This is a genomic window from Vogesella sp. XCS3 (assembly GCF_020616155.1).
Lineage (GTDB): Bacteria > Pseudomonadota > Gammaproteobacteria > Burkholderiales > Chromobacteriaceae > Vogesella.
In genome coordinates, this window is the sequence record NZ_CP085530.1 from 1,043,014 (window position 1) to 1,066,676 (window position 23,663).

Genomic DNA, 23,663 nt, shown 5'->3' on the forward strand with positions numbered 1-23,663 from the left:
GATTTCGTCATTGCGTGGAAAGCGCATTATGCCAGCAAATACCGCCGCTATCGCCTGTGCCCGTACATTCAGTTACTACCTGGACCGCCAGCTGACGGCCCGCCCGGACGAGGCCGACAGGTTGGCCGCACGGCTTGACCACCCGTTTGACGCCGCCGAAATGGCCGGCTTTGCCAACTGGGCTGCTTTCGACAGCATCGACACCCTCACCCCGGCACTGCGCAAGCTGCGCATTGCCGTCATGGCGCGGCTGATTACCCGCGACCACGCCGGCCTGGCCGACCTGCACGAGGTGGTCACCACCATCAGCCTGCTGGCCGACTTTGCCGTACAAACCACACTGCCGGTAGCACGCCGCACGCTGGCCAACCTGGGCGACCCGATCGGCGAGGAAAGCGGCGAGATGCAGGAGCTCATCGTCATCGGTATGGGCAAGCTGGGCGGGCACGAGCTGAACGTCTCCAGCGATATCGACCTGATCTTCATCTACCCGGAAGACGGCGACACCAGCGGCCCGCGCCGCCTGTCCAACCACGAGTACTTCACCCGACTGGGCAAGCTGCTGATCAGCGCCATCAACGACCTGACCTACGATGGCCAGGTTTTCCGCGTGGACATGCGGCTGCGCCCCTACGGTGATAGCGGCCCGCTGGTGATGAGCCTGGCGGCGCTGGAAAACTACCTGCTGACCCAGGGCCGCGAGTGGGAACGCTACGCGTGGATCAAGGCCCGCGTGATGAGTGGCGACGCCAGCCAGCTGGAAGCTCTGGTGCGCCCTTTTGTGTACCGCAAATACCTGGACTACGGCGCCTACGGTGCCATGCGCGAGCTGCACGCCCAGATCCGCCGCGAAGTGGCCCGCCGCGACATGGCCGACAACATCAAGCTGGGGCCCGGCGGCATTCGCGAGGTCGAGTTCATCGCCCAGGTATTCCAGCTGATCCGCGGCGGCCGCGAACGCCGCCTGCAGCTGAAAAGCACGCGCGACACCTACGCCGTACTGGCCGAGCTGCGCCTGCTGGAACCAGACACCGTCACCGAGCTGCTGGACGCCTACACTTTTTTGCGCAACCTCGAACACCGGCTGCAATACCTGGACGACCAGCAAACACAAAGCCTGCCCGCCAGCGAAGAAAACCGCCAGCGCATCGCCCGCAGCATGGGCTTTGCCAGCTGGCAGGCCTTTCTGGACGAGCTGAACCAGCACCGCCGCCGCGTTACCCGGCATTTCGAACAGGTATTCTTCCTACCCACCGAAGGTGCCGCCGCCCACCCGCTGGAGTCCGACTGGCGCGATATTGCCAACGTCGACATCGCCCCACGCCTGGCCAGCCTGGGCTACCACGCCCCGGATGACATGCAGCGCCAGCTGCGCAGCCTAGCCTGCGGCCAACGTTACCAGCAGATGCCGGACGCCAGCCGCAAAAAGCTGGACGCGCTGATGGGCCCGCTGATGGAAGTGGCCGCCAGCTTCGACAACCCCGACACCACGCTGCAGCGCATCCTGCAGCTGATCGACGCCATCAGCCGCCGCGCGTCCTACCTGTCGCTGCTGCTGGAATACCCGCAAACCCTGCAGCGGCTCGCCTCGCTGTATTCGTCCAGCGCCTGGGTGTCAGACTACCTGTCGCGCCACCCCATTCTGCTGGACGAGCTACTGGACGCCCGCGTGCTGTACGCCACGCCAGACTGGCCACAGTTGGCCGCACAGCTGGAGCAACAACTGGCCGAGTGTCACGCCGACGTGGAGGCCCAAATGGACGCGCTGCGCCACTTCCAGCACGCACAGACCTTCCGCCTGGTAGCGCAAGACCTGGCCGGCATGTGGACACTGGAAGCACTGAGTGACGAGCTGTCGCGCCTGGCCGACCTGGTGCTGGATGTCACCGTGCGCCACGCCTGGCTGGACATCCCCAAACGCCACCGCGACACCCCGCTATTTGCCGTGGTGGGCTACGGTAAACTCGGCGGCAAGGAGCTGGGCTACGCCTCGGACCTGGACGTGATCTTTTTATACGACGACGCCCACCCGGACGCTGCCGACCTGTACTCGCGCCTAGCGCGCAAAATCATTACCTGGCTCACCAGCACCACCTCGGCTGGCGTGCTGTACGACATTGACATTCGCCTGCGCCCGGACGGCGCCAGCGGCCTGCTGGTGAGCAGCGTAGAAGCCTTCGAGCACTACCAGCACCACAAAGCGTGGCTGTGGGAACACCAGGCGCTCACCCGCGCCCGTTTCGTGTGCGGCAACACCGAAATCGGCGCGCGCTTCGAAGCCATTCGCCAGCAAGTGCTGGCGCTACCACGAGACAGCGCCGCGCTGGGCGCCGAAGTGGTGGCCATGCGCAACAAGATGCTGGAAAGCCATGCGGCCAACGTAGAGGATGTGAAACACGCCCGCGGCGGCATTGTGGACGTCGAATTCATTGTGCAGTACCTGGTACTGGCGCACGCAGGCCAGCACCCGGCACTGCTGGCCAATAGCGGCAATATTGCCCTGCTAGGCGCCGCTGCCGAAGCCGGCCTGATTCCCGCCACGCTGGCCGAAGCAGCGCGCCAGGCGTACCGGCTATACCGCCGCCTGCAGCACGCCAGCAGGCTTGATGGCAACGACAAGTGCAGCCACCCGCCCATCGAGGCCTACCAGCAGGTTCAGGCACTGTGGCAAAGTGTGTTTGCCGCCGTCGGCGAGCATGCGGAAAAGCCGGTTCACTTTCAGTAGGGCAACTGTATAATCGCAGCACAGCAAAAACAGGACTCGGAGAATTCATCATGTCGATGGCAGACCGCGACGGTTTCATCTGGTACAACGGCGAACTGGTCGAGTGGCGTAACGCTACTACCCATGTATTGACCCACACCCTGCACTACGGCATGGGCGTATTCGAAGGCGTGCGCGCCTACGAAACGGCACGTGGCCCGGCTATTTTCCGCCTGCAAGACCATACCGACCGCCTGTTCCGCTCTGCCAAGATTCTGGGCATGGACCTGCCGTTTACCAAGCAGCAGGTCAACCAGGCTCATCTGGACGTGGTGAAAGCCAACCAGCTGAAATCGTGCTACTTCCGCCCCATGGCCTTTTATGGCTCGGGCAAACTGGGCGTGGCACCGAAAAAAGACGACGTACAGCTGATCGTAGCCGCCTGGCCGTGGGGTGCGTACCTGGGCGAAGAAGGCCTGGAAAAAGGCATTCGCGTAAAAACCAGCTCGTTCACCCGCCATCACGTGAACATCACCATGTGCAAGGCCAAGGCCAACGGCAACTACATGAACTCCATCCTGGCCAATAACGAAGCCACGGCAGACGGCTACGACGAAGCCCTGCTGCTGGACGTAGACGGCTTTGTGGCAGAAGGCTCTGGCGAAAACATCTTTATCGTCCGCAAGGGCAAGCTATACACTCCCGACCTCACCAGCGCGCTGGAAGGCATCACCCGCGACACCGTGGTGCAGATTGCCGATGAAATGGGCCTGGAGCTGGTAGAGAAACGCATCACCCGTGATGAAGTCTACAGCGCCGACGAAGCCTTCTTCACCGGCACCGCCGCCGAAGTCACCCCGATCCGCGAGCTGGACCGCCGCGCGATTGGCGAGGGCAAACGCGGCCCGATTACCGCAGAAATCCAGAAACGCTACTTTGACTGCGTCAAAGGCCTGGATGAAAGCAAGCAACACTGGCTGACCCACGTCGCCTGATTACAGCAAGACGGCCCGCCCTGCGGGCCCCAACCGGAAGCTAACAGCATGGCCGAACTGAAAGAAAACACCGCACGCATCATCGAAGTTACCGCCAAGGACCTGCCGCTGCACTGTCCTACCCCGGACATGGTAGCGTGGAACTCGCACCCACGCGTCTTCCTGCCGGTAGCCAAAAATGGCGGTGAAGCACTATGCCCTTACTGTGGTACCCGTTACAAGCTGACCGGCCCGTTGCCGCACGGCCACCATTAAGCCTTTTTACTGACAGCCTGAACAAAGGTGTGGCCTGGCTACACCTTTTTTGCTTGTATACATGATCAAAAAAATACTGGTAATCGGCCCGTCGTGGGTAGGCGACAGCGTGATGGCGCAGCCACTGTACCGCCGCCTGCACGAACGCCACCCCGGCCTGGAGCTGCACGTCTTTGCCCCGGCATGGACCCTGCCCCTGCTATCGCGCATGCCCGAAGTCGCCAAGGCCCACCTGAACCCGTTCGGCCATGGCCAGCTGCGCCTGGGCGAGCGCTGGCGGGTAGCGCGCGCGCTGCGCCGCGAGAACTTCGACCAGGTCGTGGTACTGCCCAATTCGCTGAAGGCGGCGCTGATTCCGTTTCTGGCCGGCATACCGCTGCGCACCGGCTTTACCGGCGAGCTGCGCTACGGCCTGCTGAACGACACCCGCGAGCTGGACGAGCACGCACTACCAACCATGGTGGAGCGTTTCTGTGCGCTGGGCGAGCCACCACGCCAGGCGCTCAACCGGCCCATTGCCCACCCGCAGCTGCGCTCCACGCCAGCCGCCCAGGAAAACACTGCCCGCAAACTGGGCCTGTCACTGGCACAACCCATCGTCGCCATGTGCCCCGGTGCGGAATATGGCCCGGCCAAGCGCTGGCCAGCGCGCCACTTTGCCGAGCTGGCACGCCAATACCATGCCGAAGGCTACCAGGTATGGCTGTTCGGCTCGGGCAAAGACAAGGACATCGGCGACGAGATCGCCCGCCTGGCCAACGGCTGCGCGCTGAACCTGTGCGGCAAGACCGGCCTGGAAGAAGCCATCGACCTGATGGGTCTGGCCAAACTGGCGGTATGCAACGACTCCGGCCTGATGCACGTCGCCGCCGCACTGGGCGTGCCGCTGGTGGGCGTTTACGGCTCCTCCAGCCCCGACTTCACCCCGCCGCTGAGCCATAGCGCCAGCATTGTCTCGCTGAACATGGACTGCAGCCCCTGCTTTGAACGCACCTGCCCGTACAAGCACACGCACTGTCTGGAAAACCTGGCGCCAGAACAGGTACGCGGTGCAGCTGACGGGCTCTTGAAACTGGCTGCCAGCAGCAGCGAACCTACCACCACGAGCGAAGCATGAGCCGCAACGATCTGAACAACCACCAGGAAGCCAATAGCCGCCGCATGGAGCTGATCCGCGCGGCAGCCAAACTGTTTCGCGACCAGGGCTACGAGCGCACCACCGTACGCGACCTGGGCAATGCGGTAGGCCTGCAATCGGGCAGCCTGTTTTATCACTTCCGCACCAAGGAAGAGATTCTGGTTGCCGTGATGGCCCTGGGCATTACCGCCACCACCGAACAACTGGCCCTGACCCTGGCTGCGGCCAACGATACCCGCAGCAAGTTGGCCGCACTGTTCCACGTGCACTTGCACTCGCTACTGGGTGACAACCAGGCCGCACTGGAAGTAATGCTGTACGAATGGCGCAGCGTTTCCGACAGCGCCAAGCCTGGCCTGATCGTACTGCGCGACCGCTACGAAGCACTGTGGCAAGGCGTGCTGGACGAAGCCGCTGCAGAAGGCCTGATCAAACAGGACACCCACCTGCTGCGCCGCACCCTGCTGGGCAGCCTGCACTGGACGGTGCAGTGGTACCGCAACGATGGCGAGCTATCGGTAGCCCAGCTGGCCGAACGCATGCTGGCGCTGACCCTGCAAACGCGCTAGCCGTATGACAAGGCAGGCACTAAGCTGCTAGAAACACACCGCAAGCAGGGGGAGACATGGCAACACATACTGCGCGCAAGCACCTGTGGGCCGTACTGGGCTGGCTGAACCTGGCACTGGGCATCATCGGTGCCGTCACCCCCCTGCTTCCCACCACCGTGTTCATCCTGATGGCTGCCGCCTGTTTTTCCCGCAGCCACCCCGCGCTGGAACAAAAGCTGCTGGATCACCCGCGCTTTGGCCCCGCCATACGTGACTGGCGAACTTATCGCGGCATGCGCAGACAAACCAAACGTATCGCCCTGCTCGCCATGGCGGCTTCATTCAGCATCAGTCTGGCCATGCTGGGCAGCCACCCTGCGCTACAAGCCATGCTGGCCGTATTGTGGCTAAGCCTGTCCGCCTGGATCTGGCACCTGCCCACCATTACCGCCAGCAGCACGATGCAGCCACTACCGCAATGCGCCTTGCGACAAGTGGCGCAAAAGGAGGAGTCTCATGGACATCAGCAGCACTAACCCGCTCAGCCCCAGCCCGCTATACCGCGACAGCGTAGCCGCACGCCAGCGCGAGCTGCCGCAAACCGGCAGCCTGGAATCAGCCGGCCAGCAGGCACTCGAAGCCAACACCGCACGCGAAGCCCAACTGCAGGCAGCCACCCAGCAAGTAGCCAACAAACCCGAAAATGCCGCTGCCCAACTTAACAACCGCGCTACCGACCTGCAGTTCAGCCTGCAGGCCCAGCTACTCAGCACCCAGGCGGTGCGTGTGCAGCAGGCGCAGCAGCGCGCCGACAATGCTGTTACGCCAAACAGCGAGCAGCCTGTAGCCAGCCCGCCTGCGGCCAACCTTGCCAGCAGCGGCAACGACAGCAATGCTGACACCACCACAGCCACTAACCCGCCACCACAAACAACAGCCCAGCAAACAGCAGCCCCGCGCAGCACGCCACAACCCGCAGCCCGCAGCGAGGACAGCAGCCGCGCAGAACTGAACGCCAGCGCCCAGCAGCAAGCCGTGGCTCAGTACCAGGCCTCTCAGTCCCTCTTTCAAAGCAGCGGCCCGACATTCAGCGCCTGAACGCAGCCCATGAAAAACCCGCCTTGCACGGCGGGTTTTGCTGTTTGCAGACGCGGTCAGCTCAAGCTTTTACATCCACGGTCTGCCCCAGGTGAGGCGGGTTGTTTGTTTTGGGCGCGCTTTGCTCTACAGACGCCATCAGCGTCTGCATGGTGTCGCTGGACACCTCCATGGCTTTTTTCAAGACAAACGTTTCCGCCGCCTGCTTCACGTTTGTGCTGGTGCTGGAACCAATCTCCATCGTATTACTCCTTCCGGTAGCCAGAAACTATTTGGCAAGTAGAAACACTTTATCGGCCACATTCCCGATTACTGATAAAATAATACTAATCCGTTCGCACTAACAGGAAAACCCACATGAGCCAAACTCGTCACTGCCCCCTGCTGATCCTCGGTTCCGGCCCGGCTGGCTACACGGCCGCCGTGTATGCTGCACGCGCCAACCTGAAACCCGTACTGATCACCGGCATGGCGCAAGGCGGCCAGCTGATGACCACCACCGAGGTGGACAACTGGCCAGCAGACGTGGCTGGCGTACAAGGCCCGGAGCTGATGCAGCGCTTCCAGCAGCACGCCGAGCGCTTTGGCACCGAAATGATCTTCGACCACATCCACACCACCAAGCTGGATGAGAAGCCGATCCGCCTGATTGGCGATAGCGGCGAATACACCTGCGATGCCCTGATCATTGCCACCGGCGCTTCCGCGAAATACCTGGGCCTGCCATCCGAACAAGCCTTCTCCGGCAAAGGCGTATCCGCTTGCGCCACCTGCGATGGTTTCTTCTATCGCAATCAGGACGTTGCCGTAGTAGGCGGTGGTGACACCGCGGTAGAAGAAGCCCTGTACCTGGCTAATATCGCCAAGCACGTTACCCTGATCCACCGCCGCGACACCTTCCGTGCGGAAAAGATCATGATCGACAAGCTGATGGCCCGCGTTGCCGAAGGCAAAGTCACCCTGAAACTGAACGCCAACCTGGACGAAGTGCTGGGTGACGACAGCGGCGTGACCGGCGCCCGCCTGAAGTTCAACGACGGCAGCACCGAAGACATCAAGCTGATGGGTGTATTCATCGCCATTGGCCACAAGCCGAACACCGACATCTTCAAAGGCCAGCTGGAGCTGGATGAAACCGGCTACATCGTGACCCGTGGCGGCCGCGAGGGCAATGCCACCGCCACCAGCGTGCCAGGGGTGTTTGCTGCGGGCGATGTGCAAGACCACATCTACCGCCAGGCCATCACCAGCGCCGCATCGGGCTGCCAGGCCGCGCTGGACGCCGAGCGCTACCTCGACCACGGCTAAGCCACGTTGAAGTCGCTCAAAGAGCAGCTAAAGCCGATAAAACCACAGGCAAGGCCCGCAAGGGTCTTGCCTGTGGCCGTTGCGGCACCGCCGCCGGAGCCGGACTTCCCCAGCCTGATGCGCGACGTACGCCCGCTCAAGCCGGATGGCCGCATACAACACCCCATGCCCCGCCCGCGGCCACGGCCGCTTCACCATGCAGCGCACCGCATGCACCACTCGGGCGAGAACGAGCAAGGCTTGTTTGCGCAGATGCTGGGCTGGTTCGAACCAGCACACATCGATATCGAGCACCGCAGCCCCGGCATGCCGGCCCATACGCTGAAAAAGCTGAAAGCCGGCCACTGGCCAGTATGTGCCGAGCTGGACCTGCACGGCCTGGACCGTTTCGAAGCGCACGAGCAGCTGGCGTTATTCCTGCACCGCGCGCGCCATCAGGGCCAGTGCGTACGCATCATCCACGGCAAGGGCTTGAGCTCGCGCGGCGAACCGGTGCTACCCAAAATGGTCCGCAGCTGGCTGACCCACCACCCCGAAGTACTGGCCTTTTGTGAAACCCGCACCCAGCACGGTGGTAGCGGTGCCGTACTGGCACTGCTCAAACGCCCCGGCTGACACAAGGAAGCAAGATGGAACATTGCCCAAGCTTTACCGCCCCCGCCACCTCTGGCCAGAGCATCTCCCTGCCAGGCAACGGCCTGACCGTGCTGTACTTTTACCCCAAGGACAACACCCCGGGCTGCACCACCCAGGCCACCGGCTTTCGTGACCACCATGCTGCGTTTGCTGCGGCCAACGTCACTATTGTGGGTGTATCGCGTGACAGCCTGAAATCGCATGAAAACTTCAAGGCAAAGTACGAATTGCCATTTGAATTGATCAGCGATCCGGAGGAAACTGTATGTAATCTGTTTGCTGTCATGAAGCTGAAAAATATGTACGGCAAACAGGTAAGAGGAATCGAACGCAGCACTTTTGTCATCGACAGCGCGGGCAATATCCTCAAAGCCTGGCGCGGCCTGAAGGTCCCTGGCCATGTCGAAGAAGTGCTGGCATTCGTGAACACCATTTAAGCGACGGGCCTGGCATACCGCGAGGCCCCGCTCATCAAGGGGCCTCACATCATGGCAAGCCGCAAAAAGACCAAAACCGTCAAGCTGTTTGTTCTCGATACCAACGTGCTACTGCACGACCCTACCTGCCTGTTCCGCTTCGAGGAACACGACGTCTTCATCCCCATCATCACGCTGGAAGAACTGGACACCCACAAGAAGGGCATGACCGAAGTCGCCCGCAACGCGCGCCAGGCCAGCCGCTTTCTGGACGAGATCGTCAGCCAGGCCGCCGGCAATATCGACAGCGGCATTCCACTCAAAAGCGCCAGCCGCGATGCGGCCAACGGCAAGCTGCGCTTGCAAACGCAAGCCATCCACGCCGTGCTGCCTGCCAGCATGCCGGTCGGCAAGGCGGACAACCAGATTCTGGGCATCGTGGTAGCACTGAAAGAGCGCGAGCCGGAGCGCAGCGTGATCCTGGTGTCCAAAGACATCAACATGCGCATCAAGGCCAGCGCACTGGGGCTGGAGGCGGAAGACTACTTTAATGACAAGGTGCTGGAAGACACCGACCTGCTGTACACCGGCACGCGCGAAATCGATGCGGCCTTCTGGGAACGCAACGGCAAAGACCTGAAATCGTGGCAGGAACACGGCCGTACCTACTACCAGATCAAGGGCCCCGACGTGACCAGCCTGCACCTGAACCAGCTGCTGTGGCAGCAAGGCGAGCAGCTGCTGCAGTGTCGCGTCACCCAGATAGACGGCAAGAGCGCGGTACTGGAAACGCTGAAAGACTACAGCCACCAGAAAAACAATGTGTGGGGCATCACCGCGCGCAACCGCGAGCAAAACTTTGCCCTGAACCTGCTGATGAACCCCGAGGTCGACTTTGTCACCCTGCTGGGCCAGGCCGGCACCGGCAAGACCCTGCTGACGTTGGCCGCAGGCCTGGCCATGACGCTGGAACAAAAACTGTACAGCGAAATCATCATGACCCGTGTTACCGTGCCGGTGGGCGAAGACATTGGCTTTCTGCCCGGCACCGAGGAAGAAAAAATGCTGCCGTGGATGGGCGCACTGGAAGACAACCTGGACGTGCTCAACCGCAACGAAGACGACGGCGGAGACTGGGGCCGCGCCGCCACGCGCGACCTGATCCGCAGCCGCATCAAGGTCAAGTCACTGAACTTCATGCGCGGCCGCACCTTCCTCAACAAATACCTGATCATCGACGAAGCGCAGAACCTGACACCCAAGCAGATGAAAACCCTGATTACCCGGGCCGGCCCCGGCACCAAGGTGGTCTGCCTGGGCAATATCAGCCAGATCGACACGCCCTACCTCACCGAGGGCAGCTCCGGCCTGACCTACGTCGTTGACCGCTTCAAAGGCTGGGACCATTCCGGCCATATCACCCTGCAGCGCGGCGAACGTTCGCGCCTGGCAGACCACGCCGCCGAGGTACTGTGAGTTCTCTTCATCTTGAGCTGATACACCAAGCCGCAGCAGGGGTAGCGCGCCGCGCGCCACCCCTGCTTTTTATTCATGGCGCCTACAGCAGCGCCAGCTGCTGGCAGATCAACTTTATGCCCTGGTTTGCCGCACAAGGCTACGACTGCTGGGCACTGAGCCTGGAAGGCCACGGCCATAGCGATGGCAAAGCCTGGCTGGCCGCCGTGAGCATAGACGACTACGTGGCCAACGTTGGCCAGGCCATACGCCAGATCGGCAGCATGCCGGTATTGATCGGCCACTCCATGGGCGGCTTCGTGGCGCAGCAATACCTGCAGCAGCACAGCGCCGCCGCTCTGGTACTGCTGGCATCGGTGCCGCATACCGGCCTGGCCGCCTCTACCTGGCGGCTGTTTCAGCAGGCGCCAGACGTGCTGATCGGGCTGAACATGTTCCAGAGTGGCCGCCAGTCACCCGAGGTGGGCGACTTGCGCCACATGCTGTTCTCGGACGACGCACCAGCCAGCACCGTGGCCTGGATGGCGGCCAACAGTCAGGTGGAAAGCCTGCGCGCCATCATGGACATGTCCATGGTATCGCCGTTTAGCCGCACGCAGCTGCGCCTGCCCACCTTGCTACTGGGCGGCGAACACGACCACTTGGTCAGCGCCGCCGAAGTACGCCAGATGGGCGCAGCGCTGAACCTGCCTGCCGAGATCCTGCCTGCCATGGCGCACATGATGATGCTGGACACGCGCTGGCAGCAGGTGGCACAGCGCATTGATCAATGGCTGCAACAACACTTGATGACATAGTCACGCTTTGCTACCGTGTACACCCCCGCCCGGCCATTGCCGGGCTTTGCACGCATGCCAGGCTTTGCTGGCACCTTTTTTACCGACAGGAAATACATAATGGCTGGTAGTAGCCTGCTGATGCTGATTGATGACATTGCCACCATCCTGGACGATGTTGCCGTAATGACCAAAGTTGCCGCCAAGAAAACCGCCGGCGTGCTGGGTGACGACCTGGCGCTGAACGCCCAGCAAGTAGCCGGCGTACAGGCTGACCGCGAGCTGCCAGTGGTCTGGGCGGTAGCGGTAGGCTCCCTGCGCAACAAGGCTATTCTGGTGCCACTGGCACTGGCTATCAGCGCTTTCGCACCCGTACTCATTACCCCGCTGCTGATGATAGGCGGTGCTTTTTTGTGCTTTGAAGGCGTAGAAAAACTGGCACACAAATACCTGCACGCTGCCGAAGAAAGCGCCGAGCACAACGACAGGTTGGCCGCACTCACCAACCCGGCCGTGGATATGGTGACCTACGAGCAAGACAAGATCAAAGGCGCCATCACCACCGACTTTATCCTGTCGGCCGAGATCATCGCCATCACCCTGGGCACGGTGGCGAGCCAGCCCTTCATGTCACAGCTGGTGGTACTGACAGGCATCTCGCTGATCATGACCGTTGGCGTGTACGGCCTGGTAGCCGGCATCGTGAAGCTGGACGATATCGGCCTCTACCTTACCCGCAAACCTGGCGCCGGCAGCCAGCAGCTGGGCCGCGCGCTGGTTAACGCCGCTCCGCCGCTGATGCGTTTTCTGGCCGTGGCCGGCACCATCGCCATGTTCCTGGTAGGCGGTGGCATCCTGACGCACGGCCTGCCATTTGCCCACCACGCGATCGAAGCCGCCGCTCACAGCGTGGCCAGCGTCGCTGGCATTGGCGGCCTGCTGGCAGCCATCGTACCGGCCGTGCTGGATGGCTTGTTCGGCATTGTGGCCGGCGCGCTGGTACTGGCCGTGGTGATGCTGATCGGCAAATTGCACGGCAACGCCGCCGCACACTAAGAAGCAATCTGCACAGTAAAAAACCCGCCAGCTGGCGGGTTTTTCTTTGACAGGCCAACAGGCGGCCAACCATTGCTCAGGCAAAACGCCGCGAGGCATCCAGCGCCAGGCCGCTGCCGATACTGCCGTAGCGGTCGCCTTCCACCGCGCGGGCAGCTGGGAACATGGCAGCGATACGCTCGCGCAGCAGCGGCACGCCGCTGGAGCCGCCGGTAAAGAACACGGTATCCACCTCGCCCGCCTGCAGCTGCGCGTCGGCCAGCAAGCGCGCCACCGTCGTTTCAATGCTGACAATCTGCTTTCCGATGGCCTCGTCAAAATCGCCGCGCAAGATGTCATGAAACAGCCCCCGCTCGATCTCGCCCATCTCCAGGCGGGTTTGCGGCGCGTCGGACAGCGCAATCTTGGCCGCCTCTACCTGGATCGCCAGCCAGTGGCCAGCGCGCTTGTCGATCAGCGAGAACAGGCGGTCCAGCTTGCCCTGCTCCAGCGCGTCCGGGTACACACCCTGCAAATCGGACAAGGCTTTGCGCGTATAGGCAAAGTTGATGGTATGCCAGGTAGCCAGGTTGAAGTAAAAGCCCGATGGCACCTCGGCATTGTTCTTCAGGCGCGAGCGGTAGCCCAGCTGCGGCATTACCGAATACAGGCTCAGCTGCTTGTCAAAATCGGCACCGCCAATATGCACGCCGCCATTGGCCAGAATATCGGCGCGGCGGTCCAGCAGGTGGGCGCGTTCGGGCGCCAGGCGCAGCAAGGAGAAGTCGGAGGTACCACCGCCGATATCCACGATCAACACCAGTTCTTCGCGCTGGATGCGGCTTTCGTAGTCGAAGGCTGCGGCGATGGGCTCGAACTGGAAGGCCACCTCTTTGAAGCCCACTTTGCGTGCAATCTCGCCCAGGGTGTCTTGCGCCAGGCGGTCGGCTACCGGGTCGTCATCCACAAAGAAAACCGGGCGGCCAAACACCGCCTGCTCGAAACCTCGGCCGGCGTTCTGCTCGGCGCGCTGCTTAAGCTGGCCAATAAACATGGACAGCAAGTCCAGAAAACGCAAAGGCCGGCCTTGCACCTCGGTCTGGCCGTTCATCAGGCTGGTGCCCAGAATGCTCTTGAGCGAGCGCATCAGGCGGCCTTCGTAGCCATCCAGGTACTCGGCAATGGCCGCGCGGCCAACGGTGGTGCTTTCTTCTTCGGCATTGAAAAAGATCACCGATGGCAAGGTGGTTTTGCCCTCTTCCAGCGCCAACAGGCTGGGCACACCGGGGCGGCACCAGCCTACTGTCGAATTGGACGTACCAAAGTCCACGCCACAGGCTTGTACAGTCATGTTTATCCACCCCTCAGGCAAAAGGAGCGGGATTATAGCGAATCTTCAGCGACCTGCCGCGACTTTCTGCACTGCACGCACCGGGCCGGCACCTTCTATGATGCGCGCTTGCAAATCACGGTAAAACCCCAGCAAAAACAGCCACTCAGCCATCACGAACAGCGGCCCCACCAGCAAACCTACCAAGTCGTCGACAAAGGCCGGCTTGCGCCCCTCGTACCAGTGGCCGACAAACTGTATTACCCAGCCGGCCACAAACAACATCAGCCCCAGCCAGCCACCCCATGGCAAAGCAGCCAGCTGCACACCGGCCCAGCCGGCCAACAGCATGAATGCCGCCATGAGTGCCCCCAGACCCAGATCCAGCCGCAGATAGAACACGATGGCACCCAGCAATACCGGGTGCAGCGCCGACAGCCCCAGCACCAGCGGTAAACAGGCCAGCAATACGGCCACCGCCAGCACGATGAGTGGAATGCCGACAAAGTGGGTATGGATATTGCGCAGATCGCGGTGATAAGCGGCGTAATTGACTAAATGCGCTTGCAGCGTTTTCATGGCGAACCTCCATCATCAGGAAGCACCATCATGCCCTTGCCGCACGAGGCGTTCTGTCAAGCTGGCGACAAAACCGGGGCTTTGCGCCTGCTGGCTGACAGCAGCTGGTTTGCCAGCCTGCCAGACACCCTGCAAACCAGCCTGCAAACGCTGGGTCGCAGCCGCAGCCTGCCCGCGGGCGGTTATCTCTTTCTGCAAGGCGACCCGGCAGACGGGCTGTATGGCATTTTGCAAGGCAGCGTGCTGATTGGCAGCAGCTCGGCAGTAGGCAAAAACAGCGTGCTGGCGCGCCTTGCCCCCGGCCAGTGGTTTGGCGAGGTCGCGCTGTTTGACCAGGGCCCGCGCACACACAATGCCCATACCGATAGTGGCTGCCTGCTGTGGCATGTACCACACGGCGCACTACTGGCCTGGCTGGAAGGTTGGCCGCAGGGCTGGTACTACCTGGGTCAGCTCATGGCAGGGAAAACCCGCCAGCTCATGAGCGGGCTGGCGCAACAAACGCTGCTGTCACCGGAAGCCCGCGTGGCACAGCGCCTGCTCTTGCTTGCCGGCGATGGCCAAGCCGTGAGCCTGAGTCAGGAAGCATTGGCCAGCGCCACCGGCATTAGCCGGCAAACCTGCAATACCATTCTGGGCCAGTTGGCAGACGCCGGGCTGATCAGCATAGCGCGCAAACAGCTTACCCTGCTGAACCGGCCAGCCCTGCTGCGTATTGGCGCAAATTAGCTGTGCAAAACGCCCCCGATGCACAAGCCAGCCATTAAAATAGCGGCATGAGCCTGCTAAACACCCACGCCATGGGGCGAGCCCTGGCCAGCCGCCTGTTATTCCTGTTTGCCCTGGTGCTGAGCGCTGTCGTCATGGGTACGCTGGGCTACCACCTGCTGGAAGGGTGGAGCCTGTTTGACAGCCTGTACATGACGGTGATTACCCTGGCCACCATCGGCTATGGCGAAACCCACCCGCTGGACATGGTTGGCCGCGCCTTTACCGTGGTGCTGATCATTTTTGGCACCGGCGTTATGGGCTACGGCATTTCTTCCCTCACCCTGCTGCTATTCCAGGGCGACCTGCCCCACTACCTGCGCGTACGCAAAATGGACAAAATCATCTCCCGCCTGGAAAACCACATCATTATCTGCGGCCTCAGCCGTACAGGGCTGTATGCGCTGGAAGAGCTGACACGCAGCGGGCACGATGTGGTGATAATCGAAAAAAGCGAAGCACAGATACAGCAATGGCTAGGTGGCAAAGAACGCCCCTATATCGTGGGCGACGCCACCGAAGACGACAATCTGCTGGCAGCAGGCATCGAGCGCGCCCAGGCCATCATCACCAGCCTGACCTCCGACGCCGACAATGCCTTTGTGGTGGTAACCGCGCGCAGCCTAAACAGCCAGCTGTCCATCGTGTCGAAAGCCGAAACCGAAAGCGCCCGCAAGAAACTGCTGGCGGTCGGTGCGGATCAGGTAGTGATTCCGTCCTACCTGGGCGGGATGAATATGGCCAATCTGGTGATCAAACCGGAAACCCTGCATTTTTTCGAGCGCCTGCACACGCGCTACCCCAACACCTTCCGCGCGCAGGTAGTGCCGGTAGAGCCGTTGTGGGTTGGCCGCAGCATTGCCGAGTGCATGCCGGTAAGCGACGGCAGCGTGATTGTGGTGGCACTGGAAATGCCGGGTGGCGAAGTCGCCTTCAACCCACCGGCCGAAACCTTGCTATACGAAGGCCAGTCGCTGATGATCATCGGCCGCAAAGCCGTACACGCCCCACCGGTCACCCAGGCGTGACACCCATGAAAAAAGGTTGGCCGCGGCCAACCTTTTTTCATGCTTGCAAACACATCAGCCGAAGTGGCACACGTAGTGCACGGTCTCCAGCACCTCGATCTGGAACGAGCTCTCGCCCGGCACATTAAACGACTGCCCCGCGCCATAGGTCTTGGCTTCGGTCTCGCCCGCCAGCGTGACTTTGCACTGGCCGTCGATCAGTTCCATCACCTCGGGCGCGCCGGTGCTGAACAGCAGCTTGGCTGGCAGAATCACCCCTACCGACTTGCGCGTACCATCCGGCAGCACCACGGTATGGCTCACGCACTTGCCATCAAAATAGACATTGGCCTTTTTGACCACACTTACATTATCGAACTGGCTCATGATTTCTCCTTGCTTGGGCACGGCCGTTACACGGCTCTTACCCGCATCATGCCCCCAGCCGATTTGCAGCGTCAATAAATGAAACGGGGCATCAACCGCCCCGGATTCACCATCACCACTGCCGTGCGGGCAAGCCGTGCCAGCCATGGGGCAGCAGCGCCTGCCGATTCAGTTACTTGGCCTTACCCGCTAGCGTACGTGCGGCAACACAAAACCGCGCTCTATCATGTCGCGCACCACCAGGTTGAAGCAGGCAATCCACGCCGGGTCAAACTGCGACTCGCACGCATTGACCTCGGCCACCGCCCGCAGCAGGGAGCGCACCTGCCGACGCTGGCCGTGCTTCAGGATCACGGCCTCAAAAGTATCGATAATGGCCAGCAGCTTGGCCCCCTCGCAAATCATGCCGGCACGCTTGCCCGCCGGGTAGCCCGTGCCATCAATGCGCTCGTGGTGTTCACGCACAATGCGCGCCGCCTCCTCCCAGCCAGACATGCGCGCCAGCATGTCCGCCCCCCAGCCCGGGTGTGCGGCCAACTGCAAGCGGTCTGCATCACTCAGCTTGCCATGCTTGAGCCACAGCTCCTCCGGCAGGAACATCATGCCCACATCGTGCATACACACCGCCGCCTCCAGCTGCAGCGGGTCTATGGGCTGGGTAGAGGCCTCATTGCAGGCTGCCGCCAGCAATAGATTGCGCTCGGTACGGCCCTGAAATAGCAGCGAACGCTGCTCGAACTGCAGCGCCAGGGTGCGGAAGTACTGCAGATCCGCGTCTACCTGTGGCGAGCGCGGCGCCGCCACCGGCAGCGGCTGGTGCGGCAAGAAGCCTGTCAGGCGCTTGATAACCAGCCACGCCTGTGCCTCCACCAGCGCAGGCGCGGTATCGTTTAGCTGGCTCATCTCGGCCACCAGCCGGTTGAAGTCGGTCAGCGGCACCTCGCGGCCACTTTCCAGCTCGCTGATCACCAACTCCAGGCGGTCCATGGCCAGCAACAACAGCTGCTCCAGCGCGGCATCAAATGGCAGGCTGCCACTGCGCACGCGGGACAGCAGGTCTTCTGCCGCGTGCACCATGGGTTCCACAAACCCCAGGCGACACAGCCCGGCATCACCCTTGATAGTGTGAAAAAGCCGCATCAATTCTGCCAGCATGCCTGCATCCTGCGGGCTTTGCCGCAAAGCGGCCAGCAAATTGGCTATGCGCGGGGCGTAGTCGTCCAGCGCGTACTGAAAGTCGGAAAAACTTTCTTCATCTTCAATGCGGTAACGATCCATGACGGTCTCCAGAAGCAACGGTCTATAAGCTGCCAGCGTGAATCTACTATAGTGTTTACCCGGCAAAGCCTGATAGCAAATACTGCCAATACTTGGACGCATGTCATGGCACCCCTATCGCCAATGCATTTTTTTTACGCCGGCGCGCAAAAAACACTTGCCGAGGCAATGAAGCACAGGCAGACTGCGTGCTGCAGTTTTTCAAGTCGTGATCTGTCAGTTGTTGTAGTGGCGTTGCCCGTACCACAGTTTGTCATTTCCCTTGATTGACATGCGCTTTTCTCATACTCAACGCTATTCTCATAAGGGAACAGAACATGGCAACCGGTACCGTTAAATGGTTTAACGACTCCAAGGGCTTCGGCTTCATCACTCCGGACAACGGCGGTGACGACGTATTCGCTCACTTCTCCCAGATCAACGCTAAAGGCTTCCGCACTCTGGCTGAAAACCAGCGCGTTAGCTTCGACATCGTTGACGGCCCTAAGGGCAAACAAGCTTCCAACATTCAGCCTCTGTAATTCAGACGCTGGCTGTTACTAGCCTGTAAAAGAAACCCGGATGATCTCATCCGGGTTTTTTGTATTAGCGCATTAGCCGCGGCGACTTATACGCCGCAGGAGCCACCACGTGGAACTCTCACACGACGATATCATCGCCGCCACCCGCAACTGGCTGGAAAAAGCCGTTATCGGCCTGAATCTGTGCCCATTTGCCAAGTCGGTATATGTAAAAGACCAGGTACGCATTGTCATCAGCGACGCCAAAGACCCGGCCACACTGCTGGAACACCTGATGGTCGAACTGCGCCTGCTGGCAGATAGCGAGCCCGAAGAAGTCGATACCACCTTGCTGGTACACCCCTACGTACTGCAGCGTTTTCTGGACTTTAATGACTTCCTGGAGATCGCCGACGCTGCGCTGGCAGACATGGGCCTGGAGGGCACGCTACAGGTTGCCGACTTCCACCCCAAATTCCAGTTTGCCGGCACCACCATCAACGATGTCAGCAACAACACCAACCGCTCGCCATTCCCTACCCTGCACCTGATACGCGAAAGCAGTATCGAGCGCGCCGTAGAGGCGTTCCCGGATGCCGCCACTATCTATGAACGCAATATTGCGCTCATGCAGGAAATGGGCCGCGATGGCTGGGAAGCCTTGAATGTCGGCGCCCCGAAAAGTAAATAAGCCATCAGGACACCATCACGTTTGCGCCTTGGCGCAGAGAATAAAAAAGCCAGCGTATGCTGGCTTTTTTATTCTCTGCCTTACTGGCAGCGGCGTGAATAACCCGATAGAAACTTATTGATTCTGCGGGCACTTGCCGGTGACATTCTGGTATTGAGCCCGAATAAGCGGCATGTCGCGGGCAATATCGCCGCTAGGCTGAAACATACCCATGACACCACCCTGCTTCTTGGCAAAATCCAGATAACCCAGCGCGATCGGCACACCCGCACCACAGGCGATGTGATAAAAGCCGGTCTTCCATTCTGCCACTTTGGCACGGGTTCCCTCCGGCGGAATCGCCACCGCCAGCTGATGGCTGCGATGAAATACCTCGACCATTTGCTCCACCAGCGAATTCTTCTGGCGGCGATCCACCGGAATCCCGCCCAGCCAGCGCATGATCGGGCCCTTCGCACCGGTAAACAGTGTGTGCTTACCCATCCAGTACAGCTTGGCCCCGCCGGCAAAACAGAACATCAGCGTATACGGAAAGTCCCAGTTGCTGGTATGCGGCGCACCGATCAGCACGTACTTCTTGTCGGCGGGGAAAGCACCATGCAGGCGCCAACCCAGCAATCGCAGCATGATCAGGGAAAACCAGCGCAACAGGGTACGCAAGATTGGTGTATCGAATATGGTGGAATGCATTAAAAGCTACCGCAAAGCCAAACGGCGCACTCTATAGCAGCCCGTGCACGTGGTAAATCAGTCATAGAAAAGAATACTCAAACCACCACATTCGATAGATTTTGCCAGACGAATACAACACTTATCCGCTAGATGCCGCGCACAAGTTACGCAACACACAAATGATACTTGCACACTACGCCAGCTCGGCGTAATAAAGCAGTAACGCTAAGCGGTCAGATTGCTAGATAGAGCAGCATCCCTTCAAAGGAGAAGCCGTCATGTCGCAGTATCAGTCCAAGTCTTCGTACTATGAAGTTCGCGCCGAAGTGCGCAGTAACGCACTGGCCGGCAAGCCCATGCCACGCAGCCGCCCTTGTGATATCCGCAACGCAGCCGCCCGCCGCGAGATAGAGCGGCGGCGCATAGAGCGCGAAGCCCGCGAATAAGCTCACCCGCCTCCACCCACACCCTGCTGCACGACCCAATGCAGCAGCAGGTAGTTGTCAACCGTATTGCACGCCATCTGATCGACCATAAAAAAGCGCCCTAAGGGGCGCTTTTTGCTGTCATTTCCTACTCAAAACCTATAAGTCACGGGCTACCTCTTCCGGGCTGGCCAAGGCCGGCTCGCAGGGCAGCCACACGCGAAATGCCGCGCCACCGGCCGCCAGGTTGGCCGCATGAATATCCCCGCCGTAGCGCTCCACCAGGCCGTGGCATACCCACAAACCCAAGCCACTACCTTCCGCCTTGCGCGTAAAGAACGGCGTAAACAGCTGCGCCATATCCCCCGGCGCAATGCCAGGGCCGCTGTCCGACACGGTCAGCAGCACGCCAGCCTGGCCGTCCACACCGGGGCAATCCCGCGTAGCCAGCGATAACATGCCACCTTCCGGCATGGCCTGCAGTGCGTTGAGCAACAGATTGATCAACACCTGCTGAAGCTCGTAACGGTTTACCAGCAAAGCGCCCGCAGCCTGCCAATCCTTGCTGACGGCAACGTGGCTGCGCCCCAGCTGATGGCTGACTAGCACCAGGCTATCCTGGAACACCTCCTCGGGACGCACCTGCTGCAGGTAGCCCGAGTACTCGCTTGGGCGAGCGTACTGCAGTAGCTTGGCCACAATCAGCCGGATGCGCTGCACCTGCTCGTTCAGCAGACGGAACTCCTCCGCCACTGGCAGCCCAGCCTCGCCCAGCAGCTCGCGCATCAGCTCGAGATTGCCCTGCATGACCGCTACCGGGTTATTCACCTCGTGCGCAATGCCCGCCGCCAGCTGGCCAATGGCCGCCAGCTTTTCCGATTTGAACAGTTGCTGCTGCGCCGTCAGCAGGGTCTGGTTGGCCGCAGCCAGTTCGCGCGTGCGCTCGGCCACCTTGTCATCCAGCTCGGCAGCCCAGCGCGTCAGCGCCTGGTTTTGCGACTGGATACGGTCCAGCAGGTGGTCAAAATGGCTGGCCAGCATGGCCAGCTCGTCGTCCTGCGGCAAGCTGCCCACGCGGGCATCCAGCTGCCCCGCTTCCACCTGGCGCATGGTGGCGCGCAGCCGCCCTACCGGGTGGATAACCGACTGGGCAAAACGCCAGCTCACCCAGGCCGCTACCGCCATGGTGATGGCAAACAGCACAAACAACACGGCCAGCGCCATCCATTTGGCCAGCACAAAAGGCTGCTCCAGAAAGCCCACATACAGCATGCCCACCCGCTCGCCACGACTATCCTGCAAGGGCTGATAGCCAGAGACATACCAGTCACCCACTACCAGCGCCCGATCCAGCCATAGCTGGCCATGCTCCAGCACACGGTCGGCTACCGCACCAGACACCCTGGTGCCGGTAGCCCGCCCGCCCTGGGGCAAGGCCACGGTGGTGGCGATACGCACATCACCCAGAAACAGCGTAGTCGAGCCACGGCTACGCTGCGGCAACGAGCCCGGCGGGTAAACCAGATGCTGGATGCGGTCGACAAAGTCCACATTGCGATTCAGCAGCAGCCCCCCCACCAGCGCCAGGCGCCGCCCGGGCACCGCAGCGGCAGCGTGCAGCACCAGCCCGGACAGGCTCTGCTGCTGCAGGCTGGGCCGGGCACCCCGCGTAGGGCGCAGCTCGATGCGCGCCCGCTGCGCCAATGCCGGAGACAGTGCAGCCAACTGCGCCGGGCTGAACGTATCCAGCGCGACACGATTCTGCCCGGCCAGGCCGGCAGCCAGCACGCTGCCATCCGGGTAGACCGGGTGCGGCGTGCCGCGCAGGGAGCTCGCCAACACCTGTTGGCGCTCATCTACCAGCAGCAGGTAATCCAGCGCCAGCGACTGCGCCCGCGACTGCAACAGCGCATCCAGCCCGGCACCGGGGCGACGCCAGGCATCGGCCAGCGCTTCGGAGTTGGCCAGGGCTTCGATATTGCGGCCAACATCACCCTGCACCCGCTCAAAGTACGTGGTTGCCACCGCCAGGTCGCTACGCACCTTGAACACCAGCAGCTCCTGAAAAGCCGCCCCGCCCCAGCCGGCCAGCAACAGCAACAGCACGGGGAACCCCACCACCAGCGGGAACAGCGCCAACGCGACAAAGCGGTTGCGCACCGAGCGGTTCAGCGGCTGCATCAGCCGCTGCCACAGCCGCGCTACTCGCCCCAGGCCAGACATTTGCGCTCCAGCGTCTTGCGCGAGATCCCCAAGCGGCGTGCCGCCTCGGACTTGTTGCCACCACAGGCCGCCAGAATGGCGCGGATATGGCGACTTTCCACCTCAGCCAGGCACTCATCCGCACCGGCCAGGTTGGCCGCAGGCTCGCCAGCCGGGCTGGCACTCCCAGCAGCACGCGTGCACGGCAGGTCGCGCGGTACATAACCCAGAATCAGCGAGCGCTCTACCAGGTTCTTCAACTCGCGCACATTGCCCGGCCAGTCGTACGCAGCCATGGCCGCGAGAATGGCCGGCTCCACCTCTACCGGCTGCACCCCCAGCGCGGGGCTGAGCAGGTCCATAAAGTGCGCGGCCAACTCGGGCAGGTCTTCGGTACGCTCACGCAGCGGCGGCAAGTGCAGCTCCAGCACCTGCAGCCGGTAATATAAATCGGCGCGGAAGCGGCCTGCGGCCACCTCGTCCGCCAGCGGTTTGTTGGTTGCCGCGATCACGCGCACGTCCACCTTGATTTCCTGCTCCGAACCCACCGGGCGGATGCGGCGCTCCTCCAGCACACGCAGCAGCTTGGCCTGGATGGGCAAAGGCAGCTCGCCGATTTCATCCAGAAACAGCGTACCGCCGCGGGCGTAGTAAAACAGGCCATCACGGCTGCCGGTAGCGCCGGTATACGCCCCCTTCACATGGCCGAACAGCTCGCTTTCGATGAGTTCCTGCGCAATGGCAGCACAATTGACCGGCACAAAGCTGGCATTGGCGCGCGGGCTTTGCTGGTGCAGCGCGCGGGCCACCACTTCTTTGCCGGTACCGGACTCACCCTGTATCAGCACAGTAGAAGGCATGGGCGCAAAGCGCTGCAGCAGCGTGCGCAGCTCGGCGATGGCCGGCGAGTGGCCAATAAGGCCGTCGCGGCTGACATGGCTGCGGCTGGCGTGCGAGGCCACCTCGCGGCGCAACACCCAGTTTTCTGCCTCCAGCCGTGCGCGCTCGAAGGCGCGCCTTGCCGAGTTGATCAGCTGCGCCAGCGAAAACGGCTTCAGCAGAAAGTCCGAAGCGCCGGCGCGCAAGGCGTCGATAGCGGTTTCCACGTCCGCAAACGCCGTCATCAGGATGACTTCGCTGTTCACGCCGCGCTCGCGCAGCTGCTTGAGCCAATTCACCCCCGACATGCCGGGCAGGGAAATATCCAGCACGATCAAATCGAAACGCTGCTGCGCTACCAGTGGCTCGGCGTCCTCGACGCTACCGGCGGTATGCACGCTACCGCAGCGCACTTCCAGCGCGCGACGGATGAAGTTCACCATACCCGGCTCGTCATCCACCACCAGCACGCTATAGCTGCCCCATGGCTTGGCCGCATTCTCGGCGGCAGCCGCCAAGGTGTTTTCTTGCTGCAAGACCCTACTCCTTCTGCGGAC

26 protein-coding genes are annotated in these 23,663 nt (G+C 61.5%); 18 read left to right on the plus strand and 8 right to left on the minus strand.

The genetic code is table 11. From position 1 onward, the window contains the following. Positions 1–28: 28 nt before the first annotated feature. The 7 genes from glnE to LCH97_RS04930 all read left to right on the plus strand — a co-directional run bounded on the left by glnE (position 29) and on the right by LCH97_RS04930 (position 6,741). Positions 29–2,725, plus strand: coding sequence for a bifunctional [glutamate--ammonia ligase]-adenylyl-L-tyrosine phosphorylase/[glutamate--ammonia-ligase] adenylyltransferase (glnE, locus tag LCH97_RS04900; RefSeq protein ID WP_227303717.1), 2,697 nt, complete (start codon positions 29–31; stop codon positions 2,723–2,725). A gap of 50 nt (positions 2,726–2,775) precedes the next feature. Further along, on the plus strand, positions 2,776–3,699 hold the full coding sequence (locus LCH97_RS04905) for a branched-chain amino acid transaminase (protein WP_227303718.1): 924 nt from the start codon (positions 2,776–2,778) through the stop codon (positions 3,697–3,699). A 48-nt stretch (positions 3,700–3,747) separates the two neighbouring features. Then, entirely contained in the window at positions 3,748–3,954 is a 207-nt protein-coding gene (locus LCH97_RS04910; protein ID WP_017508367.1) for a zinc-finger domain-containing protein, read from the plus strand. 61 nt (positions 3,955–4,015) lie between these two features. Continuing rightward, positions 4,016–5,071 carry a lipopolysaccharide heptosyltransferase II gene (waaF, locus tag LCH97_RS04915; protein ID WP_227303719.1) on the plus strand — a complete coding sequence of 352 codons (1,056 nt, stop codon included), beginning with the start codon at positions 4,016–4,018 and terminating at the stop codon, positions 5,069–5,071. Beyond that, positions 5,068–5,661 (plus strand): TetR/AcrR family transcriptional regulator, encoded by a 594-nt coding sequence (locus tag LCH97_RS04920; protein ID WP_227303720.1) that lies wholly within the window; start codon positions 5,068–5,070, stop codon positions 5,659–5,661. Before waaF ends, LCH97_RS04920 begins: the two co-directional genes overlap by 4 nt. Positions 5,662–5,717: 56 nt before the next feature. Then, positions 5,718–6,179 (plus strand): YbaN family protein, encoded by a 462-nt coding sequence (locus LCH97_RS04925; protein WP_227303721.1) that lies wholly within the window; start codon positions 5,718–5,720, stop codon positions 6,177–6,179. Next, a complete protein-coding gene (locus tag LCH97_RS04930) occupies positions 6,160–6,741 on the plus strand; it encodes a hypothetical protein (protein WP_227303723.1) in 582 nt (193 codons plus the stop codon). Before LCH97_RS04925 ends, LCH97_RS04930 begins: the two co-directional genes overlap by 20 nt. A 61-nt stretch (positions 6,742–6,802) precedes the next feature. Here the strand turns inward: LCH97_RS04930 and LCH97_RS04935 are convergent, their stop codons facing one another. Then, on the minus strand, positions 6,803–6,982 hold the full coding sequence (locus LCH97_RS04935) for a YjfB family protein (protein WP_017508362.1): 180 nt from the start codon (positions 6,980–6,982) through the stop codon (positions 6,803–6,805). 116 nt (positions 6,983–7,098) lie between these two features. Between LCH97_RS04935 and trxB the strand changes: the two genes are divergently transcribed. The 6 genes from trxB to LCH97_RS04965 all read left to right on the plus strand — a co-directional run bounded on the left by trxB (position 7,099) and on the right by LCH97_RS04965 (position 12,409). Continuing rightward, positions 7,099–8,049: a thioredoxin-disulfide reductase gene (gene trxB / locus LCH97_RS04940; RefSeq protein WP_017508361.1), complete on the plus strand. Its 951-nt coding sequence runs from the start codon at positions 7,099–7,101 to the stop codon at positions 8,047–8,049. Positions 8,050–8,121: 72 nt separating this feature from the next. Continuing rightward, a complete protein-coding gene (locus LCH97_RS04945; RefSeq protein ID WP_227305268.1) occupies positions 8,122–8,664 on the plus strand; it encodes a Smr/MutS family protein in 543 nt (180 codons plus the stop codon). A 14-nt stretch (positions 8,665–8,678) separates the two neighbouring features. Beyond that, positions 8,679–9,122: a peroxiredoxin gene (locus tag LCH97_RS04950; RefSeq protein WP_227303725.1), complete on the plus strand. Its 444-nt coding sequence runs from the start codon at positions 8,679–8,681 to the stop codon at positions 9,120–9,122. Positions 9,123–9,173: 51 nt separating this feature from the next. Next, entirely contained in the window at positions 9,174–10,577 is a 1,404-nt protein-coding gene (locus LCH97_RS04955; protein WP_227303726.1) for a PhoH family protein, read from the plus strand. A gap of 116 nt (positions 10,578–10,693) precedes the next feature. Then, a complete protein-coding gene (locus LCH97_RS04960; RefSeq protein WP_255619286.1) occupies positions 10,694–11,374 on the plus strand; it encodes an alpha/beta hydrolase in 681 nt (226 codons plus the stop codon). Between the two features lie 99 nt (positions 11,375–11,473). Next, positions 11,474–12,409, plus strand: a complete 936-nt coding sequence (locus tag LCH97_RS04965) for a DUF808 domain-containing protein (protein WP_227303730.1) — start codon at positions 11,474–11,476, stop codon at positions 12,407–12,409. A gap of 76 nt (positions 12,410–12,485) precedes the next feature. Here LCH97_RS04965 and LCH97_RS04970 read toward each other — a convergent pair whose 3' ends face one another. Together LCH97_RS04970 and LCH97_RS04975 are read right to left on the minus strand one after the other, a co-directional pair. Continuing rightward, positions 12,486–13,739 carry an Hsp70 family protein gene (locus tag LCH97_RS04970; protein ID WP_227303731.1) on the minus strand — a complete coding sequence of 418 codons (1,254 nt, stop codon included), beginning with the start codon at positions 13,737–13,739 and terminating at the stop codon, positions 12,486–12,488. A gap of 45 nt (positions 13,740–13,784) precedes the next feature. Next, complete coding sequence (locus tag LCH97_RS04975; protein WP_227303733.1) at positions 13,785–14,297, minus strand: DUF962 domain-containing protein; 513 nt, start codon at positions 14,295–14,297, stop codon at positions 13,785–13,787. A gap of 30 nt (positions 14,298–14,327) precedes the next feature. Here LCH97_RS04975 and LCH97_RS04980 point away from each other — a divergent pair, with 30 nt between their 5' ends. Further along, entirely contained in the window at positions 14,328–15,026 is a 699-nt protein-coding gene (locus LCH97_RS04980; RefSeq protein WP_227303735.1) for a Crp/Fnr family transcriptional regulator, read from the plus strand. Between the two features lie 47 nt (positions 15,027–15,073). Then, entirely contained in the window at positions 15,074–16,093 is a 1,020-nt protein-coding gene (locus LCH97_RS04985; RefSeq protein WP_227303737.1) for a TrkA family potassium uptake protein, read from the plus strand. Between the two features lie 54 nt (positions 16,094–16,147). Here LCH97_RS04985 and LCH97_RS04990 read toward each other — a convergent pair whose 3' ends face one another. Together LCH97_RS04990 and LCH97_RS04995 are read right to left on the minus strand one after the other, a co-directional pair. Continuing rightward, positions 16,148–16,459: a pyrimidine/purine nucleoside phosphorylase gene (locus LCH97_RS04990; RefSeq protein ID WP_017508353.1), complete on the minus strand. Its 312-nt coding sequence runs from the start codon at positions 16,457–16,459 to the stop codon at positions 16,148–16,150. Positions 16,460–16,648: 189 nt separating this feature from the next. After that, complete coding sequence (locus LCH97_RS04995) at positions 16,649–17,737, minus strand: HD domain-containing phosphohydrolase (RefSeq protein ID WP_227303739.1); 1,089 nt, start codon at positions 17,735–17,737, stop codon at positions 16,649–16,651. Positions 17,738–18,054: 317 nt separating this feature from the next. Between LCH97_RS04995 and LCH97_RS05000 the strand changes: the two genes are divergently transcribed. Next, entirely contained in the window at positions 18,055–18,258 is a 204-nt protein-coding gene (locus LCH97_RS05000) for a cold-shock protein (RefSeq protein WP_026107859.1), read from the plus strand. 109 nt (positions 18,259–18,367) lie between these two features. After that, positions 18,368–18,928: a DUF1415 domain-containing protein gene (locus LCH97_RS05005; RefSeq protein ID WP_227303741.1), complete on the plus strand. Its 561-nt coding sequence runs from the start codon at positions 18,368–18,370 to the stop codon at positions 18,926–18,928. Positions 18,929–19,042: 114 nt separating this feature from the next. On the opposite strand, the gene LCH97_RS05010 is transcribed toward LCH97_RS05005, so the two are convergent. Beyond that, entirely contained in the window at positions 19,043–19,588 is a 546-nt protein-coding gene (locus LCH97_RS05010) for a lysophospholipid acyltransferase family protein (RefSeq protein WP_227303743.1), read from the minus strand. 290 nt (positions 19,589–19,878) lie between these two features. On the opposite strand from LCH97_RS05010, the gene LCH97_RS05015 reads away from it, so the two are divergent. Then, positions 19,879–20,046: a hypothetical protein gene (locus LCH97_RS05015; protein WP_017508347.1), complete on the plus strand. Its 168-nt coding sequence runs from the start codon at positions 19,879–19,881 to the stop codon at positions 20,044–20,046. A gap of 138 nt (positions 20,047–20,184) precedes the next feature. Here the strand turns inward: LCH97_RS05015 and LCH97_RS05020 are convergent, their stop codons facing one another. After that, positions 20,185–22,248: a cache domain-containing protein gene (locus LCH97_RS05020; protein WP_227303745.1), complete on the minus strand. Its 2,064-nt coding sequence runs from the start codon at positions 22,246–22,248 to the stop codon at positions 20,185–20,187. Next, a complete protein-coding gene (locus LCH97_RS05025) occupies positions 22,227–23,642 on the minus strand; it encodes a sigma-54 dependent transcriptional regulator (RefSeq protein ID WP_227303747.1) in 1,416 nt (471 codons plus the stop codon). The genes LCH97_RS05020 and LCH97_RS05025 overlap by 22 nt, the downstream gene beginning before the upstream one ends. Positions 23,643–23,663: the final 21 nt, after the last annotated feature.

Bases quoted from the DNA above. Each gene is read 5' to 3' on its own strand.
- glnE (WP_227303717.1), top strand. From the start codon at position 29: ATGCCAGCAAATACCGCCGCTATCGCCTGTGCCCGTACATTCAGTTAC.
- LCH97_RS04920 (WP_227303720.1), top strand. From the start codon at position 5,068: ATGAGCCGCAACGATCTGAACAACCACCAGGAAGCCAATAGCCGCCGC.
- LCH97_RS04985 (WP_227303737.1), top strand. From the start codon at position 15,074: ATGAGCCTGCTAAACACCCACGCCATGGGGCGAGCCCTGGCCAGCCGC.
- LCH97_RS05015 (WP_017508347.1), top strand. From the start codon at position 19,879: ATGTCGCAGTATCAGTCCAAGTCTTCGTACTATGAAGTTCGCGCCGAA.
- LCH97_RS05000 (WP_026107859.1), top strand. From the start codon at position 18,055: ATGGCAACCGGTACCGTTAAATGGTTTAACGACTCCAAGGGCTTCGGC.
- LCH97_RS04965 (WP_227303730.1), top strand. From the start codon at position 11,474: ATGGCTGGTAGTAGCCTGCTGATGCTGATTGATGACATTGCCACCATC.
- LCH97_RS04950 (WP_227303725.1), top strand. From the start codon at position 8,679: ATGGAACATTGCCCAAGCTTTACCGCCCCCGCCACCTCTGGCCAGAGC.
- LCH97_RS04990 (WP_017508353.1), bottom strand. From the start codon at position 16,459: ATGAGCCAGTTCGATAATGTAAGTGTGGTCAAAAAGGCCAATGTCTAT.
- LCH97_RS04925 (WP_227303721.1), top strand. From the start codon at position 5,718: ATGGCAACACATACTGCGCGCAAGCACCTGTGGGCCGTACTGGGCTGG.
- LCH97_RS04995 (WP_227303739.1), bottom strand. From the start codon at position 17,737: ATGGATCGTTACCGCATTGAAGATGAAGAAAGTTTTTCCGACTTTCAG.
- LCH97_RS04970 (WP_227303731.1), bottom strand. From the start codon at position 13,739: ATGACTGTACAAGCCTGTGGCGTGGACTTTGGTACGTCCAATTCGACA.
- LCH97_RS04980 (WP_227303735.1), top strand. From the start codon at position 14,328: ATGCCCTTGCCGCACGAGGCGTTCTGTCAAGCTGGCGACAAAACCGGG.
- LCH97_RS04955 (WP_227303726.1), top strand. From the start codon at position 9,174: ATGGCAAGCCGCAAAAAGACCAAAACCGTCAAGCTGTTTGTTCTCGAT.
- LCH97_RS04930 (WP_227303723.1), top strand. From the start codon at position 6,160: ATGGACATCAGCAGCACTAACCCGCTCAGCCCCAGCCCGCTATACCGC.
- LCH97_RS05020 (WP_227303745.1), bottom strand. From the start codon at position 22,248: ATGTCTGGCCTGGGGCGAGTAGCGCGGCTGTGGCAGCGGCTGATGCAG.
- LCH97_RS04910 (WP_017508367.1), top strand. From the start codon at position 3,748: ATGGCCGAACTGAAAGAAAACACCGCACGCATCATCGAAGTTACCGCC.
- LCH97_RS04935 (WP_017508362.1), bottom strand. From the start codon at position 6,982: ATGGAGATTGGTTCCAGCACCAGCACAAACGTGAAGCAGGCGGCGGAA.
- LCH97_RS04905 (WP_227303718.1), top strand. From the start codon at position 2,776: ATGTCGATGGCAGACCGCGACGGTTTCATCTGGTACAACGGCGAACTG.
- waaF (WP_227303719.1), top strand. From the start codon at position 4,016: ATGATCAAAAAAATACTGGTAATCGGCCCGTCGTGGGTAGGCGACAGC.
- LCH97_RS04975 (WP_227303733.1), bottom strand. From the start codon at position 14,297: ATGAAAACGCTGCAAGCGCATTTAGTCAATTACGCCGCTTATCACCGC.
- LCH97_RS04960 (WP_255619286.1), top strand. From the start codon at position 10,694: ATGCCCTGGTTTGCCGCACAAGGCTACGACTGCTGGGCACTGAGCCTG.
- trxB (WP_017508361.1), top strand. From the start codon at position 7,099: ATGAGCCAAACTCGTCACTGCCCCCTGCTGATCCTCGGTTCCGGCCCG.